This window comes from Prescottella defluvii (genome assembly GCF_000738775.1).
Classification (GTDB): Bacteria; Actinomycetota; Actinomycetes; order Mycobacteriales; family Mycobacteriaceae; genus Prescottella; species Prescottella defluvii.
Genome location: NZ_JPOC01000025.1, coordinates 1 through 16810, shown reverse-complemented (window position 1 = coordinate 16810; position 16810 = coordinate 1). Strand labels below are relative to the sequence as shown.

Genomic DNA, 16810 nt, shown 5'->3' with positions numbered 1-16810 from the left:
TCACGACCACCCGTTCCCTCCGGCGCTGCATCGCTGTCACGAGGCATTCGGAGACGACAGGCGCCGTGATTGGTCCAGAACGAAATCGACCGCGATCCGATGCCACAGGGCCGGCCGGCCCATCATCGTGTGGCGCGCACGGGGGGTGGTCGTGGACAGTGTAACGGGCAGCGGGCGGCAGGCAATGCGGTGTGGGTGCCGGAGTGGCGGGGCTGACCGCGTCGTGGGTGCTGGCGAAGGGCGCGGACGTCACGCTGTACGAGGCGGACGGACGGCTCGGCGGGCACGCCGACACACATCGGGTGGCGACGTCGGCGGGTGACGCCCTCGCGGTCGACACCGGCTTCATCGTCCACAACGACCGCACCTACCCGACTCTGCTGCGACTGTTCTCCGAACTCGGTGTCCCGACCCAGGAGTCGGACATGTCGATGTCGGTGCGATGCGACGGCTGTGGGCTCGAGTACGCGGGCGGGCAGGGTCTTCGTGGACTCGCCCCCAGCTTCTCCACGGCGCTGCGCGGCTCGTACGTGCGGATGCTGCTCGAGGTCAAGCGTTTCCATAGGCGTGCGTCCGTGCTGCTGGAGGATGTGGCCTCCGGCGACTGCACGCTCGGTGAGTTCCTCGACTCGGGTGGCTTCTCGGCGTACTTCACCGCGCACTTCATGACCCCGCTGGTGTCGGCGGTGTGGTCGTGCGATCCCGGTACCGCGTTGCGCTACCCGGCCCGCTACCTGTTCACGTTCCTGGACCACCACGGAATGCTCAGTGTCGGAGGTTCACCCACGTGGCGGACCGTGCGAGGCGGCAGCGTCGAGTACGTGCGCCGCATCGCCGAGCACATCGGCGACGTCCGGATCTCGACGCCGGTTCGGGCCGTGCATCGGCACGCGGACCACGTCGAGATCCGCGACGACGGCGACGACCTGCGGCAGTTCGACGCCGTGGTGATCGCGACGCATCCGCAGCAGGCCCTGAAGATCCTGGCGGCGCCGACACCGATGCAGCACGAGGTTCTCGGCGCGATGCCGTACTCGGTCAACCACACCCAGTTCCACACCGATGACTCGGTGCTGCCGAGGTCGACGAGGGCGCGGGCGTCGTGGAACTACCGCATCCCCTTCTGTGCGGCCCGGCCCGAGCAGGTGCTCGTCAGCTACGACATGACCCGGCTGCAGCGCCTGCCCGACACCGGCGAGCGCTACATCGTCACGTTGGGTGGCCGGGACATCGTCGACCCGGGCCGAGTGCTGGACACGATGGTCTACGAGCATCCGCAGTACACCCCGGCCTCGCTCGCGGCGCAGCGCCGACTGCCGGACCTGAGTGACGACGTTCTCGCGTTCGCGGGTGCGTACCACGGCTGGGGCTTCCACGAGGACGGCGCGCTGTCGGGGCTGCGCGCGGCGGAGAGTGTCGGAGGGCGCTGGACATGACCACCCGGTCGATTCCCGAGACGCCGGCGATCTACCGGACCGTGATCAGTCACGTGCGAACCGCGCCGCTGCGCAATGTGTTCCGCTATCGCAGCTACAGCTGGCTGGTCGACATCGACAACCTGCCGCGCCTGCCGCGACTGTTGGCGCCGCTCGCCGGATTCGCGTCCTCGGACCACCTCGGTGACCTGTCGCGGAGTCTGCGCCAGAACGTCGACGCCTTCCTCGCCGCACACGGGATCGACCTGGACGGTGGCAAGGTGCTGTTGCTCAGCAACGCCCGAGTGTTCGGGTACGTGTTCAATCCGCTCAGCGTGTTCTGGTGCCACGATGCGGCCGGCCGGCCGGTGTGCGTGATCGCCGAGGTCCACAACACGTACGGCGAGCGGCACTGCTACCTGCTGCGGCCGGACAGTTCAGGTGCCGCGAGTGCCACCAAGGAGTTCTACGTCTCGCCGTTCAACGACGTCGACGGCGAGTACCGGATGAGCCTGCCGACCCCGGGCGCCGCCCTTCGGCTGGTCATCTCACTCGAACGTGAGGGCCGGCCGCCGTTCGTGGCGAGCGTGCGCGGCGACCGGCGGGAGGCGACGACCGGCGAGGTCCTGCGGGCCGCGCTCGCGGTGCCGGTCGCGCCGCTGCGGGTGGCCGCGCAGATCCGGTGGCAGGGAATCCGTTTGTGGGCACGAGGTTTGCCCGTCCGGCCGCGGCCGGTGCATCGACGACAGGAGTTCGTGTGATGACGACCAGTGTTTTCCCGACAGTGCAGGCCCCGGCCCGCTGCGCGTGGGGTGACCTGTACCGGGCTCCGACGGGTGTGCGGGCGCAGGCCGCCGGCCGGATCGCCGACGGGTTGTTCCGGCACGCGGTCTCGCAACTGCCTGTCCGGGTGGAGTTTCCCGACGGCCGCGTTCTGGGCGACCCTGCCACGCCGGATGCGCCGGTCATGTTCGTGCACCGGCCCGGTGACTTCACGGCGCGGGTGGGGGAGAGCGGCCTCATCGGGTTCGGCGAGTCGTACATGGCCGGTGACTGGTCGGCACCCGACCTCACCGCGGTGCTCGAGGTGTTCGCGGCCCGCGCCGCGACGCTGATCCCCAGGCCGTTGCAGCGACTGCGGGGCATGGTGATCCCGAGACCACCGGGCAGCGAGAAGAACACCACCCGCAACACGCGCACGAACATCTCGCGCCACTACGACCTGTCCAACGAGTTGTTCGGGTTGTTCCTCGACGACACCCTCACCTATTCCAGCGCGCTGTTCGGGCGCGACGAGACCAGCCCGTCGTGGGACGGTCTGGCGCCGGCGCAGCACCGCAAGATCGACCGTCTGCTCGACGGGGCGGGGGTGCGCGAGGGCAGCCGGGTGCTCGAGATCGGCACCGGCTGGGGCGAACTCGCGATCCGGGCGGCCGCTCGCGGCGCGATCGTTCGCTCGGTGACGTTGTCCACCGAGCAGCAGGACCTGGCGTGCAAGCGAATCGCCGAGGCCGGCTACGCGGACCGGGTGCAGGTCGATCTGCTGGACTACCGGCGGGTGGACGGACAGTACGACGCGGTCGTCTCGGTCGAGATGATCGAGGCGGTCGGGCACCAGTTCTGGGGCACCTACTTTCGCACCCTCGACCGGCTCCTGGCGCCCGGGGGCCGGGTCGCGATCCAGGCGATCACCATGCCGCACGATCGGATGCTCGCCACCCGCAACACCTACACGTGGGTGCACAAGTACATCTTCCCCGGCGGATTCCTGCCGTCGGTGCGGGCGATCGAGGAGATCACCGAGCGGCAGACGAGTCTGCGCGTGCGGCACCGGTTGTCGATGGGCGACCACTACGCCCGGACGCTGCGGTTGTGGGACGAGCGGTTCGCCGAGCACGCGGACGCCGTCGTCGCGCTCGGATTCGACGACGTCTTCCGCCGGATGTGGCACTTCTACCTCTGCTACTCCGAGGCCGGGTTCCGCTCGGGCTACCTCGACGTGCAGCAGATCGTTCTCGATCGGAGGAATTCGTGATGACCGGCTTCGACTGGGGTGGTTTCGCGCTCGTCACGCTCACGTGTGTGATCGCGATCGCGATCCTGATGGTGATCACCGCTGCGTTCGGGTTCGCGCGGGGCCGGCACAACGTCATCGACGTGTCCTGGGGTGTCGGGTTCGTCGTCGTCGCGCTCGTCGCGGCCGCGTTCGGTGACGGCGACGAGTGGCGGCGGTGGCTGCTGGTCGCGCTCGTCGCGGTGTGGGGACTGCGACTGGCCATCCATCTGGCGCGCCGGACCAGCGGGCACGGCGAGGATCCCCGTTACGAGAAGTTGCTCGACGACGCCGGCGGCAACCGGACGTGGACCGCGATCCGCAAGGTCTATCTGACGCAGGGCGTCTCGCTGTGGTTCGTGTCGCTGCCCGTGCAGGTCTCGGCGGTCACCTACGGCAGCGTCGGCGTGCTCACGGCGCTGGGCTGTGCATTGTGGCTGGTCGGGTTCGTGTTCGAATCCGTCGGCGACGCCCAGATGTCGGCGTTCAAGGCGGACCCGGCGAACCGCGGCACGATCATGGACCGCGGGCTGTGGGGCTGGACGCGTCATCCCAACTACTTCGGCGACGCCTGCGTGTGGTGGGGGATCTTCCTGATCGTCGCGCAGACGTGGCCCGGTGTGCTCACCGTCCTCTCGCCGCTCGCGATGACCTACTTCCTCGTGTACGCCACCGGTGCGCGCCTCCTCGAACAGCACCTGGCGGAGCGTCCCGGTTACCGCGAGTACCAGCGGCGCACCGGTTACTTCCTGCCGAGGCCGCCACGCCGTTGATTCCGTGATCCGCACCGGTCTGCCACAGTTGTTCCCGTTCGGGCAGACAGGAGAGACGATGACGGAGGCGCGGACGTTGGCGGTGGTCGCCGCCGGTGGCGCGATCGGGGCCGGCGTGCGGTACCTGCTCTCCCAGCAGTACTCCGGCATCTGGACGGTCGCGGTGATCAACATCGTCGGCTCGCTGCTGCTCGGTATTCTCGCCGCCGTGCTCGGACCCGACCGGCTGTGGCGGCTGTTCCTCGGGGTCGGGGTGCTGGGCGGGTTCACGACGTTCTCGACGTTCGCGGTCGACATCGTGCAGAACCCGGCCTCGGCGGTGCTGTACCTGTTCGCGACGTTGGTGCCGGCACTGCTCGCCGCGCGTCTCGGGATGGGGATCGGCGAGGTGTGGCACACGCGTCGGAGGTCGGCGTCGTGACGGTCCTGTGGGTTGCGCTGGGCGGCGGGGTGGGCGCGGGGGTGCGCTACCTCGCGGGGCGGCACCTGTCGTCGTACGGCAGTTTCCCGGTGCCCACGTTCGTGGTGAACGTCGTCGGGTCCCTGATCCTCGGACTGCTCGCCGGCGCGGCACTCCCGCCTGCGGTGTTCGCACTGCTCGGCACCGGCTTCTGCGGCGGACTGACCACGTACTCGACGTTCGCGACGGAGTCGGTCGGTCTCACTCGCATCGGCCGGTCCGTCACGTCCGTCGTGTATGTCGCGGCCAGCCTCGCGGTCGGTATCGGATTCGCGTGGTTGGGGTTTCGGATCACCGCATGAACGCGCCGGTAGCCTCCGGCCCTGGCACGATGGAACCGAGTTTCCAGCATGAGAATTCGGAGGGGTCGATGGTGCACGAACGAGCGGGACAGGTGGCGTTGCCGGGGGATCTGGAGGATCTGGCGCACCTGGTATCCGCGTACTACACGCGCATTCCCGATCCCTCCGATCCGCTGCAGCAGGTGGTGTTCGGGACCTCCGGGCACCGCGGCTCGAGCCTCGACTCGGCCTTCAACGAGGCGCACATCCTCGCGACGACGCAGGCGATCGTCGAATACCGGGCGGCACAGGGCATCACCGGCCCGCTGTTCCTGGGCCGCGACACCCACGCGTTGTCGGAGCCCGCGTGGGCGACGGCCCTGGAGGTGCTCGTCGCGGGCGGCGTTGCGGTGGTGATCGATTCGCGTGACGGATACACCCCGACACCGGCGGTGAGTCACGCGATCCTGCGGCACAACGCGTCCGGTCCGGCAGCCCGCGCCGACGGCATCGTCGTCACGCCGTCGCACAATCCGCCCCGCGACGGCGGCTTCAAGTACAACCCGCCGCACGGCGGCCCGGCCGACAGCGATGCCACCAGCGTGATCGCCGACCGTGCCAACGAACTGCTCCGCGCCGGGTTGTCCGGGATCGCCCGGGTGCCGCTCGCCAGCGCCCTCGCGGAGGCCGGGCGGTACGACTACCTGTCCGAGTACGTCGACGATCTGCCGAGCGTCCTCGACCTCGACGCGATCCGGGCGTCGGGTCTGCGGATCGGGGCCGACCCGCTGGGCGGTGCGTCGGTCGACTACTGGGGCGCCATCGCCGAACGGCACCGCCTCGACCTGACGGTGGTCAATCCGCTCGTCGACGCGACGTGGCGGTTCATGACCCTCGACGGCGACGGCAAGATCCGGATGGACTGTTCGTCGCCGCACGCGATGGCGTCGCTCATCGCGGCCCGGGACCGCTTCGATCTGGCGACCGGCAACGACGCCGACGCCGACCGGCACGGCATCGTCACCCCCGACGGCGGCCTGATGAACCCCAACCACTACCTGGCGGTCGCGATCGACTACCTCTACACGTACCGGGCCGGGTGGTCGCCCACGACGAAGGTCGGCAAGACCCTGGTGAGCTCGTCGATGATCGACCGCGTCGCCGGTGGGCTGGGCCGGCCCGTCGTGGAGGTGCCGGTCGGTTTCAAGTGGTTCGTGCCGGGCCTGCTCGACGGGTCGCTCGGCTTCGGCGGCGAGGAGAGCGCCGGAGCGTCGTTCCTGCGGCACGACGGCAGCGTCTGGACCACCGACAAGGATGGCATCCTGCTGGCGCTGCTCGGGGCCGAGATCACCGCGGTCACCGGGCAGAGCCCGTCGGCGCGGTACCGGGAACTGACCCGGCAGTTCGGTGATCCGGCGTACGCCCGCATCGACGCGCCGGCGACCCGGGAGCAGAAGGCGGTGCTGGCGAGGCTGTCGCCGGAGCAGGTCACCGCGACCGAACTCGCCGGCGAACCGGTCACCGCGACGCTCACCGCCGCGCCCGGCAACGGGGCAGCGATCGGCGGGCTGAAGGTCACCACCGAGAACGCGTGGTTCGCCGCCCGCCCGTCCGGCACCGAGGACGTCTACAAGATCTACGCCGAATCCTTCCGTGGCCCCGAACATCTCGCGCAGGTACAGGCCGCCGCACAGGACGTGGTTTCCCGTGCACTGGGACTGGGCTGAACGGACGTTCACCCACGCCGATAGATTCATCGGCAATGAGAAACACGACTGACACGACGGCGAACGTCGACGCGAAACTTCCCAAGGAGATCTGGGTCCTTGTCGTGTCGGCGTTCATCGTCGCCGTCGGGTTCGGGATCGTGGCGCCCGCGCTGCCGGCGTTCGCCCGCAGCTTCGACGTCGGCGTCACCGCCGCCAGCGCGGTGATCAGTGCCTTCGCGCTGATGCGTCTGATCTTCGCGCCCATGAGCGGCGCGCTGGTACAGAAACTGGGGGAGCGGCCCACCTACCTGACCGGGCTGATCATCACCGCGATATCGACGGGTGCGTGCGCCTTCGCGGAGGAGTACTGGCAGTTGCTGCTCTTCCGTGGGCTCGGCGGCATCGGCTCCACGATGTTCACCGTGTCGGCGCTGGGGCTGCTGATCCGCATGTCCCCGCCTGGCGGTCGGGGCCGGGTGTCGGGGGTGTACTCGGCGGCGTTCCTGATCGGCACGATCACCGGCCCGCTGTTCGGTGGTGCACTCGTGCGGTTCGGTCTGCGCGTCCCGTTCGTCATCTACGCGGTCGCCCTCCTCATGGCGGCGACCGTCGTGTTCTTCGCGCTCCGCAAGTCGCATCTGGTGGCGCCGGAGGCCGACGGGGCGATGCCCACCATGACGGTCCGGGAGGGGCTGCGGTCGTCGATGTTCCGGGCGTCGCTCGGTGCGAACCTGGTCACCGGCTGGGTGATCTTCGGTGTCCGGATCTCGCTGGTGCCGCTGTTCGTCGTCGAGATGCTCGACGGTGACGGCACCACCGCGGCGATCGCGCTCACCGTGTTCGCGCTCGGCAACGCCGCGGTCCTCATGCAGTCGGGACGGATGTCCGACCGCATCGGCCGCAAGCCGTTCATGCTGATCGGGCTGGCGATCTGCGGTGTCGCCACGATCGCGATGGGCCTCAGCGACAACCTCGCACTGTTCCTGATCGCGACCGCGGTGTGCGGAATCGGGTCGGGTGTGATGGGTCCGGCTCAGCAGGCGGCGGTCGCCGACGTCATCGGCTCCAAGCGGCGCGGCGGCCCGGTCCTGGCCCTGTTCCAGATGATGAACGACGTGGGCGCGTTCGCCGGCCCGCTGGTGGCCGGGATCGTGGCGCAGGCGTGGTCCTACGGCGCCGCCTGGGCCGTCAGCGGCGTCGTCATGCTGTTGCCGATCGTGTTGTGGTTGGTGGTGCCGAAGGGCCGGTACGACGCCGACAGCGAGTCAGCCGGGGACCCCGATCCCGATGAGGGCACCGGCCACGTCCGTGGACCCGACGGCAATCGCGCCGAACACCAACTGCCGGACGGCGCCACGGATCTCGGACTGGGCGGTGAAGTGCGCCGCGAGGGCGCCCGCGAGGGCGGCAATCGTTGAGCTGAAGATGGTAGGAACCAGACATTTCTGCCTTTCCCCGTGGTGGGGAGAACGCTGATGTAGCGTGCCGCACACCGGGATCCGGTGCCGGTCGGCGGCGCCGGTGCGAGCACATTGGGGGATCGGGAATGAAGCGGCGCATTATCGCAGGCCTTGTGTTCGTCACTGCGGGGATCCTGACGGTGCCGGCGGCCGGAACCGCCGCCGCGGAGGAGCTGGATCCGGGGCCGAAGCTCTGTTTGCTGATCTACCCCCCGACCCCGGGCTGTGGAGGCGAGGGCAACAGCTCCAGCGTCGGCAGCATCGACCTCGCGATGCTGCTGTCGCAGCTCACCAATGGCACGAGCGGCAGCCAGTCGTAAGTTCCCGACCGGAGAGGAGGGGCGCGGGTCCAGTGGATCTGCGCCGCCAGCTCGTTCGACCGACGTCAGCCGGGCACGCCGATACCGATGAGGGCACCGACGACGTACGTGGCCCCGACGGCGATCGCGCCGAACACCAGCTGCCGGACGGCGCCACGGAACTTGGACTGGGCGGTGAAGTGCGCCGCGAGCGCGCCCGCGAGCAGTAGACCGAAACCACCCACCGCGAGCCCGGCGACCAACGACTCGAATCCCAGCAGGTAGGGGATCAGCGGGATGATCGCGCCGATCGAGAACATCACGAACGACGACCCCGCCGCCACCAGGGGCGACGGTTTCTCCATCGGGTTGACGCCGAGTTCGTGGGTGATGTGGATGTTGACGGCGCGCTCGGTGTCGGCGTGGACCTCCTCGGCGGCGGCCTTCGCGGTCTGCTCGCTCATACCCATCTCGGTGAAGGTCTCGACCAGCTCGGCCTCCTCCGCCTCGGGATGCCGACGCAGTGCGCGGCGCTCGACCCGCACCTCCGCGTCGATCTGCTCGTTGGACGTCGACACCGAGGTGTACTCGCCCAGAGCCATCGAGAACGCGCCCGCGACCAGGCCGGCGACACCACTGAGGATCACCGTGTGCGCCTCGACTCCCGCGCCTCCGACACCGGCGATCAACGAAGTGTTGGTGACCAGGCCGTCCATCGCACCGAACACCGCGGCGCGCAGCCACCCTCCGGCGACGTCCGAATGCGTGTGGTCGAAGTCGTGCGGCAGTCCGGCCTGGGACTCCGTACTCGACATGTCGGGGTCGGGAGGGGAATCGTTCACACAGCCGAATCTAGCTGCGGAAACGCACTTGATCTAGAAAGCTGAGGCATACCTGTTCGGTAGCGTGTGGGGAGTGTGGATTCCCATTGTGAGCCTGTTGGCGCGATTCGGTCTGGCGGCCGTGTGGCTGATCTCCGGATGGATCAAGTTCATCGATCCCACGCAGACGGTCGTCGCGGTGCGCGCGTACCAGTTGCTGCCCGAGGAACTCGTCCGGCCCGTCGCCTACACGATGCCGATGCTCGAGATCGCCCTCGGCTTGTTCCTCGTGATCGGCCTGGGCGTGCGGTTGACCGCCGTCGCCTCCGCCGCCGCGCTGCTCGTCCTGATCGGCGTCATCATCTCCGTCTGGGCGCGCGGGTTGTCGATCGACTGCGGCTGCTTCGGCGGCGGCGGTGTCGCCGACGTCGACGGGTGGGACTACGCGCGGGAGATTGCCCGTGACGTCGGATTCCTGGCGCTCGCGGTGTGGCTCGTGGTGTTCCCGCGCAGCCCGTTCTCCCTCGGTCCGCGCTCGCGCGGCCCGCTCTCAGTACCCGCTCAGGCAGCGGTGGCAGAGTAGTCCCCGAGCTGTGCCTGCACGATGGTGCCGGCGCAGCAGTCAGTTCCCGGAACGGATCTCACACCTATGAAGAAGGACGCGAAGTGAGTTCGAAGAAGCCGAAGTCGGCCAAGTACACCCCGCAACCGACCTCCAGCAAGGCCACCTACCTTGTCGGCGGTCTCGCGATCGTCGTGATCGCCGCGCTGGTGATCGGTGGCATCCTCCTGACCAAGGACAGCGAGAAGCCGCGGAACGAGGGATACGGCGCAGTGCAGAACTCCGCCGTCCAGGTGACGATGGGCGACGCCGGCGTCGTGCGCCTCGGCCTGCCCGACGTCACGAACACCATCGACGTGTTCGAGGACCCGATGTGCCCGTACTGCGCGCAGCTCGAGGAGAAGCACGGCCAGGAGGTCGCGCAGGCCGTCGACGACGGCAAGATCGCGGTCAACTACCACATCCTCAACTTCCTCAACCGGCTCTCGGCCAGCGGTGACTTCTCCACGCGTGCCGTCGCCGCATCGCAGTGCGTCGCCCTGACCGGGGACGCGATCGCGTACTCGACGTTCCACGGCGAACTGTTCTCGCCCGCCAACCAGCCCGCCGAGAACGGCAAGTCGGACCTCTCCAACGAGGAACTCGCGACGCTCGCGAAGGACTCGGGTGCCAACGAGGCCGCCGTCAGCTGCATCACCAGCGGTGAGCGGATGCAGCAGGCTGCCGCCGACGCCGAGACCGGCCGTCAGGCACTCGCCGCGTCCGGCGCGACCGGCACCCCGGCCGTCGTCCACAACGGCCAGGTGATCGACGCGCTCGGCAACCCCGACTGGGTGTCGCAGGTGTCGCAGTAGGACCCGGCGGTGGCCGGCCCGCTCCGGGTCGGCCACCACAGCCGTTGCGGGCGTCTCGCCTCTGACCAGGCGATTTGTTGCCCACGACGGCGATGGTGTAACTTTCTTTCAGCACGAGGGAGTCACTCCCGAAGCGCAGAGAACAACTCAACACGGGGCTATGGCGCAGCTGGTAGCGCACCACACTGGCAGTGTGGGGGTCAGGGGTTCGAGTCCCCTTAGCTCCACTCGAAAACTCCGGGTCACGATCATCACGATCGTGGCCCGGAGTTTTTTGTGTCTGCCGTTCACGGCGCCGGCGCCGGCGTCAGGCGTCGTCGACGCGCACGTAGTGCTCGACGGTGGGGAACGGGTCGTAGAAGTGATGCAGCAGTCGTCGCCCCTCCTGATACTCCGACGACCCGCGGAACCCCTCGGTGTGGTCTTCGAGCGTGTCCCACTCCACCAGCAGGAGGTAGGCGTCGGGCCGTTCGAGGCAGCGGGAGAGTTCGAGTCGCCGGATCGGCGTACACGGTGCCGGGCGGTGGCGCGGAGTGATCTCACGCGCCACCACCCGACGGCCCATCCAGGCAGGGGGGGAATTCTGGATGGGCCCGTTGCTGCCCAGGGGGGGTCGGGCAACTTTTTGAACTGTAGTGCAATTTGTGGTGTGAAGCACGTCGTCTCGGTCGGACGACTGTTTTCCGAGGTGATCAGCCGTGCCGGAACCCGGTTCCGGACCGGTCCCGGGCGTCCGGTTCCAGATCCAGGAACTCCACGCGCAGCCGGTTCCACAGCTCGAGGCGGGTCCAGTCCGGCTCGTCGCGGAGCTTCTGCCGGTTGGTCAGGAACGGGTTCGGCAGCATCGCGGTCATCATCTGGTCGTCGCGGCCGTTGTACAGGCGAAGACCCCACGAGCTGGGCGCGCCGTTCTTGTCGAGCATGCGGTACATCTCCGCGCGCGAGCAGCGCCGGATCCGACCCAGCTCGGGGCCGCTCGCGGTGTGCTCGCCGATGCACAGGTGGAAGTGCCAGCGTCCGAAGTCGACGGTGACGTACCCGTCGAACATCGAGATGCGTTCGGGGGCGTTGGGGGCGGCCACCTCCCACGCGGCACCCTCGGCGAAGCTGCCGAACCAGATGTCGTCCCAATGCTCCTCGAAGAGGATGTGGACGAGCCTCAGCAGTGACTGTTCGTCGGTCGGGAACGGCCAGCGCTGTTCGCGGCCGCCGCTCTCGGTGGTGATCTCGGTGGGTCCGGTGGTGGTCATGCTGTTTCCTCTTCGTCGTGGGTCGGGCGGGTGAGCGCACAGTCACCGCAGTAGCCCGAGGCGGGGGTGCGATAGAACAGGCAGCAACTGCGGCGTCGGTGGCCGTCGCCCTCGACAACGACGGCGCCGTCGAGGCGGGGATCGCGCAGGATCGTCTCGGCGACGCTGCGTGCACGCAGAGCGGTGTCGGGATCGGCGCCGTCCCCGATCACGCGTGCGGCACCCAGCACCGCGGCGGCGACGTTGCCCCACAGGAGCCGCGCGGACATCGGTTCGATCTCGCGGATGGCGTCGACGAAGGGTTCGAGGTGCCGATCCAGCACCGTGGTCCGGGCCAGGTCCACCAGCGCCGCGGGATCGGTACTGCGCCAGCCCCGTGGATCGCGGAGGTTGAGGCTGATCGTCCCGTTGTCGCTGGTCCATTCCAGGTCGTCGGGATCGAGGTCGGGGAGGCATGCGGTGAGCACCACCCCGCCGAGCGCGGACTTCCACAGCCGCGCCGCGTACCCGAAGAACAGCGTCGACGCCGCGACCCGCCATTCGGTGGGCCCGATCCGCTGCCGGACGGCGTCGACGGTCTCGGTGAGAACGTCGGCGTCCTCGTACAGGGCGCGGGCCGGCCGCCACAGGCCCGTTCCCGGCGCACCCGACGTGGTCGCGAGATACGGGCTGACGGTGGCGATCTCGTCGAGGGTCGCCACGATCTCGGTGGAGGCCGCGATCAGCAGCGGCGAATCGGGGAGTCCGCGAAGCGCGTCGGGGAGGGCGTCGACGCTCGCCAGTCGTCGAGTGTGACCCGCGTGCCGAAGCGTCACGCCGCCGTCCGTGACGTCCACCGACAGGTCCGCATCCGCATCGTCGGTGTCCACCACGGCGAATCCCTCACGCCCGAACAGGCGGCCCACCGCGGACCGCTGGGGTTCCGGCGCGAGGACCCGTACCCGGCGCCTGCCCTCGACCGCGGAGTCCAGGACGAACACCCCGGACGCCGGATCGAAGCGCAGGGCCTGCGAATCGAACACGGTCCCGATGCGGCCGTCGAGGGCCAACTGTTCCGGCGTTCCGGTGCCGAGCCGGCCCGACCGGTCCAGCAGCCACACGTGGTCGGCGACGCGCAGCGCCAACTCGAGGTCGTGGGTGGACATCACGACCGCCAGGTGGTGCTCGCGTGCCGCGCGGCGCAGCAACTCCACCAGCGCGACCCGGGACGGCACGTCCAGGAACGCCGTCGGCTCGTCGAGGACCAGCAGCGTCGGCTCCTGGGCGAGGGCTCGTGCGGTGAGGATGCGCTGCCGTTCACCGTCGGACAGTTCGCTCGCCGGGCGGTCGGCGAGCGGGGTTGCCCCCACGGCGTCGAGGGCCCACTCGACGACGGCGTGGTCGCGCGGGCTCATCCGGCCGCCGAGCCCCAGATGCGGCGTGCGGCCGAGTCCGGCGAGTTCGCGCCCGGACAGCATGCCCGGGTCGACGCGTTCGGTGAGCACCACCGCGATCGTGCGGGCCACCTCGTCGGCCGCCAGGTCGCGAACATCCCGGTCGTCCAGAGTGATGGTGCCGCCGAGCGCGGGCTGCAGTCCGCAGATGGTGCGCAGCAGCGTGGACTTCCCGCTGCCGTTGGGGCCGAGGAGGACGGTCAGTTCGCCGCGTCGGGCAACCGCCGACAACCCGGCGGCGACGGTCCGGGCGGTGGGCGGCCGCAATGTGCGCCGGACCGAGTATCCGGTCGTGACGTCGTCGAGGCGCAGCGCCACATCCGGTCGGTCGGGGTTCACGGCAGGTGGGGTCACAGGGCGGCTCCATCGATTCCACGGCGGGCCCGGATCAGCACGGCGATCACGATCGGCGCGCCGATCATGGCGGTCACCGCGTTGAGGGGCAGGACACGGTCGCTGTTCGGCACCTGGCTCACGATGCCGCAGGCGAGGGCCACAGCGGCACCCATCAGCATCACCGTCGGCATGAGTGTGCGGTGGTCCGACGTGCCGACGGCCAGCCGCGCCAGGTGCGGCACGGCGAGGCCGAGGAACCCGATCGGGCCACAGAACGCCGTCGTCACGCCGGCGAGCAGCGACGCCGCCAGCAGGGTGATCAGGCGGGTGCGCCGGACGTCGATACCCATCGTGCGGGCGTAACCCTCGCCGAGCAGCAGCGCGTTGAGGGGCCGCACGGTCGCCAGGGCCACCACGGCGGCGGCCAGCACGACCGGCGCCATCAGGGCCAGATCGCTCCACGTCGTCGATGCGAAGCTGCCCAGCCCCCACAGCAGGAACAGTTGGGCGCGAACGGGATCGGCGTACACAAGCAGGACGCTGACGATTGCGGTGGTCGCCGAACCGACCATGACGCCCACCAGTAGCAGGGTCACCGAGGAACGCACCCACCGCGACAGCGTCAGCACCATGAGCAGGACGATCGCAGCCCCGGCCGCGGCGGCCAGGACGATTCCGGCTCGGCCCATGCCGGCCAGTCCCGCGGTGAACGACGCGGATCCTGCGCCGCCCGCCGTGATGACGACCAGCGCAACCCCCAGGCTCGCACCCGAACTGGCGCCGAGGACGTAGGGGTCGGCGAGGGCGTTGCGGAACAGTGTCTGCATCTGCAGCCCGGCGATACCCAGCGCAGCACCGACGAGGACCGCGGTGATCGCGCGGGGCAGGCGCAGCTCGTGGACGACGACCTGCCAGCGCGGATCGGACGGTTCGGCGCCGACGACGACGCGGATGGTGTCGGCGAGCGGGACGCGGACCGGACCCAGGACCAACGCGAGGAGGAACAGCACCACGGTGGCGGCCGCGAGGGTCGCCAGCGTCAGTGCTGCCCGGCGCGAGAGGACGCGGGGCGTGGGCGCGACGTCCCGCCCGCCCGCGGCCCCGGTGTCGGGGGCCGTCGGACGGGTCAGGAGCGTCGTCATGCGCGCGGCACCGGCCGGTAGAACGCGAACTCGTGGTTCGGGGCGAGTTCCGGGTGCACGATCGCGACCAGGTCACCGAGGACCAGGTCGGGGCGCAGCACACCCAATTGGTAGAAGTTGTTGCCGCCGGTCGGGCCCATGTCCTTGGTGCCGGACCACACCTGGCCGTCCTGGACGGCGGTCAGCTGCCGGTAGCGCTGGTCCTCGGCGACCGCGTCGGCGGTGGTTGCCCAGTCGCTCATCACGATCCACAGCGGAGCGGTGCCGCCGTCGGTGTAGACGGTCTCGAAGTTCAGTTGGAGGCTGCCGGTGGAAGGGTCGTTCGCCCACGGGTAGGTGGCGCCGGCGTCGTTCAGCAGTCGGCCGATGTAGCTGCCGCCGGCCGGCATGTACCAGGTGCCCTGGTACATGGTGCCGTTCAGGACGGGCTTCTTCTCCGCGGACGCGGCCGTGGCGGCGACCTTCGCGTAGTCGCTGCGGATCCGGTCGTAGAGCGTGGCCGCCTCGGCTTCGGTGCCCGTCAGCGCGGCCATCATCTTGACCCACTCGGCGCGGCCGAGGGCGGTGCCCTCGAGGTACTCGGCGTTCGCGACCACCGGGACGCCCGCCGCGCGCAGCTTCGCATAGGACGGGTCGTCGGTGCCCTGTGTCATCAGGACGTCGGGATTCTCCGCGACGACCTTCTCGACGTTCACGGTCTTGCCGGACGCGTACTCGGTGATGGAGCCGTCCGCGATGCGGGCGCGGATGTCGTCACCGTTGACGTTGGCCGCGTTCGCGACGCCGGTGAGGATGTCGAGCTGACCCAGTTCGGTGATCAGCGGTAGGTGCGTGGTCGACGCCGAGTACAGGCTCCGGATCGGCGTCGTGATCTGCGGTGCCGCGGCGAGGTCACCGGCCAGTTCCGGTGTCGGGGCACCGCACTTGACCAGGACGTACGACTCCGGGGATCCGCCGGGGTACGGCTGCTTCACGGTCAGCACCTGGTAGCTGTCGTGGTAGTCGATGGTGAAGTTCTTCGCGTCGACGAGCGTCGACTTGTCGGGGAAGTAGTCGGTGCCGGCGTCGAAATCGGTGATGCAGCCGCGTGAATCGAGCGCGGCGTCGGTGGCGTCCGACGTCGACGAGCACCCGGTGAGCACCAGGGTGGCGGCGGCGAGAACGGAAAGTGCAGCGGTCATGGACCGTCGGGACATGTCTTCTCCACAGGTGAGCGGGACGATGGGCCCTTCCGGCCCGACTCGTCCGTCGGGTACACGACGGCGCGCGAGAGCAACCCGACGAACGGGGCAGGCCTGGTGAAGGGCGATAACGCAGTGAGGCGGAATCGAGCGTCAGGCGTGAATGTGGAGAGAGTCGTCGCCCGAAGGGACGTCGCGGTGCGGCGTCGGGCGGGGAGGGGACGACGGTGCGGTGTTCAGCATGGTGGACGAGCCACCTCTCTCGGGGAAATCCGCCCCGAACAGGAGGTTGCGATGACGGGAGTCTCCTGGCTCTCGGATCGGCACTTCCCTCCGCCTTCCGGCCCATGGGACCGTGGCGTGTGGAGGGTTGCTCCCCGATTACAGTGGCGGGACCGCGCCGGGTTCACACCGGCTTCCTCTTTCGTCATCACCTGACCGGGGCATTGTTGCACGCGGGCGGGATCCGTCGGGAACGACGGGGGGGGGGCAGGATGGCGGGGGGAGCAAATCGTGCCCGTCGGCCCCCCCGGCCCCCCCGCCGCCGGCGAGGTCGGCGACGGCGGGGTATCCGAGGGCGGCGGGGGCCGGCGCGGCCGGGGCGGGCTCCTCTTTGCGGGCGGCCCCCGCACCGCGCACCGCCGCCGCAGACCACGCCCCCGCCCACGCCGCCGCCGCCCCCCACCCCGCCCCCGCCGCCGTCGGCGGGGCGGCCGTCGCGCGGGCGTTCGTCCGCAGGAGTGGCACGGGCCCCCGCCGCAGCGACAAGAGTCCCCTGACG

17 protein-coding genes, 1 tRNA gene and 1 riboswitch are annotated in these 16810 nt (G+C 69.6%); of the genes, 12 read left to right on the top strand and 6 right to left on the bottom strand.

Annotation, left to right across the window (positions count from 1 at the left end; genetic code table 11):
* Positions 1-191: 191 nt before the first annotated feature.
* The 9 genes from IJ15_RS0110245 (at position 192) to IJ15_RS0110205 (ending at position 8471) form a co-directional block, all read left to right on the top strand.
* Complete coding sequence (locus IJ15_RS0110245; protein WP_031938248.1) at positions 192-1436, top strand: NAD(P)/FAD-dependent oxidoreductase; 1245 nt, start codon at positions 192-194, stop codon at positions 1434-1436.
* Positions 1433-2176, top strand: coding sequence for a DUF1365 domain-containing protein (locus tag IJ15_RS0110240; protein ID WP_031938247.1), 744 nt, complete (start codon positions 1433-1435; stop codon positions 2174-2176). Before IJ15_RS0110245 ends, IJ15_RS0110240 begins: the two co-directional genes overlap by 4 nt.
* Positions 2176-3450, top strand: coding sequence for an SAM-dependent methyltransferase (locus IJ15_RS0110235; RefSeq protein ID WP_081880680.1), 1275 nt, complete (start codon positions 2176-2178; stop codon positions 3448-3450). Before IJ15_RS0110240 ends, IJ15_RS0110235 begins: the two co-directional genes overlap by 1 nt.
* Complete coding sequence (locus tag IJ15_RS0110230) at positions 3450-4241, top strand: DUF1295 domain-containing protein (protein WP_031938245.1); 792 nt, start codon at positions 3450-3452, stop codon at positions 4239-4241. Before IJ15_RS0110235 ends, IJ15_RS0110230 begins: the two co-directional genes overlap by 1 nt.
* A 58-nt stretch (positions 4242-4299) precedes the next feature.
* On the top strand, positions 4300-4662 hold the full coding sequence (locus tag IJ15_RS0110225; protein ID WP_031938244.1) for a fluoride efflux transporter FluC: 363 nt from the start codon (positions 4300-4302) through the stop codon (positions 4660-4662).
* Positions 4659-5003 carry a fluoride efflux transporter CrcB gene (gene crcB, locus IJ15_RS0110220; RefSeq protein WP_031938243.1) on the top strand — a complete coding sequence of 115 codons (345 nt, stop codon included), beginning with the start codon at positions 4659-4661 and terminating at the stop codon, positions 5001-5003. Before IJ15_RS0110225 ends, crcB begins: the two co-directional genes overlap by 4 nt.
* A gap of 68 nt (positions 5004-5071) precedes the next feature.
* Complete coding sequence (gene pgm, locus IJ15_RS0110215; protein WP_031938242.1) at positions 5072-6709, top strand: phosphoglucomutase (alpha-D-glucose-1,6-bisphosphate-dependent); 1638 nt, start codon at positions 5072-5074, stop codon at positions 6707-6709.
* A 35-nt stretch (positions 6710-6744) separates the two neighbouring features.
* Positions 6745-8109, top strand: coding sequence for an MFS transporter (locus tag IJ15_RS0110210; protein WP_031938241.1), 1365 nt, complete (start codon positions 6745-6747; stop codon positions 8107-8109).
* Between the two features lie 128 nt (positions 8110-8237).
* Entirely contained in the window at positions 8238-8471 is a 234-nt protein-coding gene (locus IJ15_RS0110205; protein ID WP_156112076.1) for a hypothetical protein, read from the top strand.
* A 65-nt stretch (positions 8472-8536) separates the two neighbouring features.
* Here the strand turns inward: IJ15_RS0110205 and IJ15_RS0110200 are convergent, their stop codons facing one another.
* Positions 8537-9265, bottom strand: a complete 729-nt coding sequence (locus IJ15_RS0110200; RefSeq protein WP_031938239.1) for a VIT1/CCC1 transporter family protein — start codon at positions 9263-9265, stop codon at positions 8537-8539.
* Positions 9266-9365: 100 nt separating this feature from the next.
* On the opposite strand from IJ15_RS0110200, the gene IJ15_RS0110195 reads away from it, so the two are divergent.
* The 3 genes from IJ15_RS0110195 (at position 9366) to IJ15_RS0110185 (ending at position 10914) form a co-directional block, all read left to right on the top strand.
* A complete protein-coding gene (locus IJ15_RS0110195; protein ID WP_031938238.1) occupies positions 9366-9854 on the top strand; it encodes a MauE/DoxX family redox-associated membrane protein in 489 nt (162 codons plus the stop codon).
* Positions 9855-9937: 83 nt separating this feature from the next.
* Complete coding sequence (locus IJ15_RS0110190) at positions 9938-10687, top strand: DsbA family protein (RefSeq protein ID WP_031938237.1); 750 nt, start codon at positions 9938-9940, stop codon at positions 10685-10687.
* Positions 10688-10841: 154 nt separating this feature from the next.
* Positions 10842-10914: transfer RNA gene (locus IJ15_RS0110185), tRNA-Ala, on the top strand.
* Positions 10915-10994: 80 nt separating this feature from the next.
* On the opposite strand, the gene IJ15_RS0110180 is transcribed toward IJ15_RS0110185, so the two are convergent.
* The 5 genes from IJ15_RS0110180 to IJ15_RS0110160 all read right to left on the bottom strand — a co-directional run bounded on the left by IJ15_RS0110180 (position 10995) and on the right by IJ15_RS0110160 (position 16029).
* A complete protein-coding gene (locus tag IJ15_RS0110180; protein WP_231569489.1) occupies positions 10995-11252 on the bottom strand; it encodes an antibiotic biosynthesis monooxygenase family protein in 258 nt (85 codons plus the stop codon).
* A 127-nt stretch (positions 11253-11379) separates the two neighbouring features.
* Positions 11380-11937 (bottom strand): DUF7676 family protein, encoded by a 558-nt coding sequence (locus tag IJ15_RS0110175; RefSeq protein ID WP_031938235.1) that lies wholly within the window; start codon positions 11935-11937, stop codon positions 11380-11382.
* A complete protein-coding gene (locus tag IJ15_RS0110170) occupies positions 11934-13724 on the bottom strand; it encodes an ATP-binding cassette domain-containing protein (RefSeq protein ID WP_231569488.1) in 1791 nt (596 codons plus the stop codon). The genes IJ15_RS0110175 and IJ15_RS0110170 overlap by 4 nt, the downstream gene beginning before the upstream one ends.
* A complete protein-coding gene (locus IJ15_RS0110165; RefSeq protein WP_081880679.1) occupies positions 13721-14848 on the bottom strand; it encodes a FecCD family ABC transporter permease in 1128 nt (375 codons plus the stop codon). Before IJ15_RS0110165 ends, IJ15_RS0110170 begins: the two co-directional genes overlap by 4 nt.
* The gene (locus IJ15_RS0110160; protein WP_197059795.1) at positions 14845-16029 is read right to left on the bottom strand and encodes an ABC transporter substrate-binding protein; all 1185 of its coding nucleotides are present in this window, start codon (positions 16027-16029) and stop codon (positions 14845-14847) included. Before IJ15_RS0110160 ends, IJ15_RS0110165 begins: the two co-directional genes overlap by 4 nt.
* A gap of 283 nt (positions 16030-16312) precedes the next feature.
* Positions 16313-16483, bottom strand: a riboswitch (cobalamin riboswitch).
* Positions 16484-16810 lie beyond the last annotated feature (327 nt).

What these genes read in the sequence shown, in the direction of transcription:
- IJ15_RS0110165 (WP_081880679.1), bottom strand. Translation starts at nt 14,848, where the DNA reads ATGACGACGCTCCTGACCCGTCCGACGGCCCCCGACACCGGGGCCGCG.
- IJ15_RS0110205 (WP_156112076.1), top strand. Translation starts at nt 8,238, where the DNA reads ATGAAGCGGCGCATTATCGCAGGCCTTGTGTTCGTCACTGCGGGGATC.
- IJ15_RS0110235 (WP_081880680.1), top strand. Translation starts at nt 2,176, where the DNA reads ATGACGACCAGTGTTTTCCCGACAGTGCAGGCCCCGGCCCGCTGCGCG.
- IJ15_RS0110230 (WP_031938245.1), top strand. Translation starts at nt 3,450, where the DNA reads ATGACCGGCTTCGACTGGGGTGGTTTCGCGCTCGTCACGCTCACGTGT.
- IJ15_RS0110200 (WP_031938239.1), bottom strand. Translation starts at nt 9,265, where the DNA reads ATGTCGAGTACGGAGTCCCAGGCCGGACTGCCGCACGACTTCGACCAC.
- IJ15_RS0110210 (WP_031938241.1), top strand. Translation starts at nt 6,745, where the DNA reads ATGAGAAACACGACTGACACGACGGCGAACGTCGACGCGAAACTTCCC.
- IJ15_RS0110180 (WP_231569489.1), bottom strand. Translation starts at nt 11,252, where the DNA reads ATGGGCCGTCGGGTGGTGGCGCGTGAGATCACTCCGCGCCACCGCCCG.
- IJ15_RS0110160 (WP_197059795.1), bottom strand. Translation starts at nt 16,029, where the DNA reads ATGACCGCTGCACTTTCCGTTCTCGCCGCCGCCACCCTGGTGCTCACC.
- pgm (WP_031938242.1), top strand. Translation starts at nt 5,072, where the DNA reads ATGGTGCACGAACGAGCGGGACAGGTGGCGTTGCCGGGGGATCTGGAG.
- IJ15_RS0110225 (WP_031938244.1), top strand. Translation starts at nt 4,300, where the DNA reads ATGACGGAGGCGCGGACGTTGGCGGTGGTCGCCGCCGGTGGCGCGATC.
- IJ15_RS0110240 (WP_031938247.1), top strand. Translation starts at nt 1,433, where the DNA reads ATGACCACCCGGTCGATTCCCGAGACGCCGGCGATCTACCGGACCGTG.
- IJ15_RS0110175 (WP_031938235.1), bottom strand. Translation starts at nt 11,937, where the DNA reads ATGACCACCACCGGACCCACCGAGATCACCACCGAGAGCGGCGGCCGC.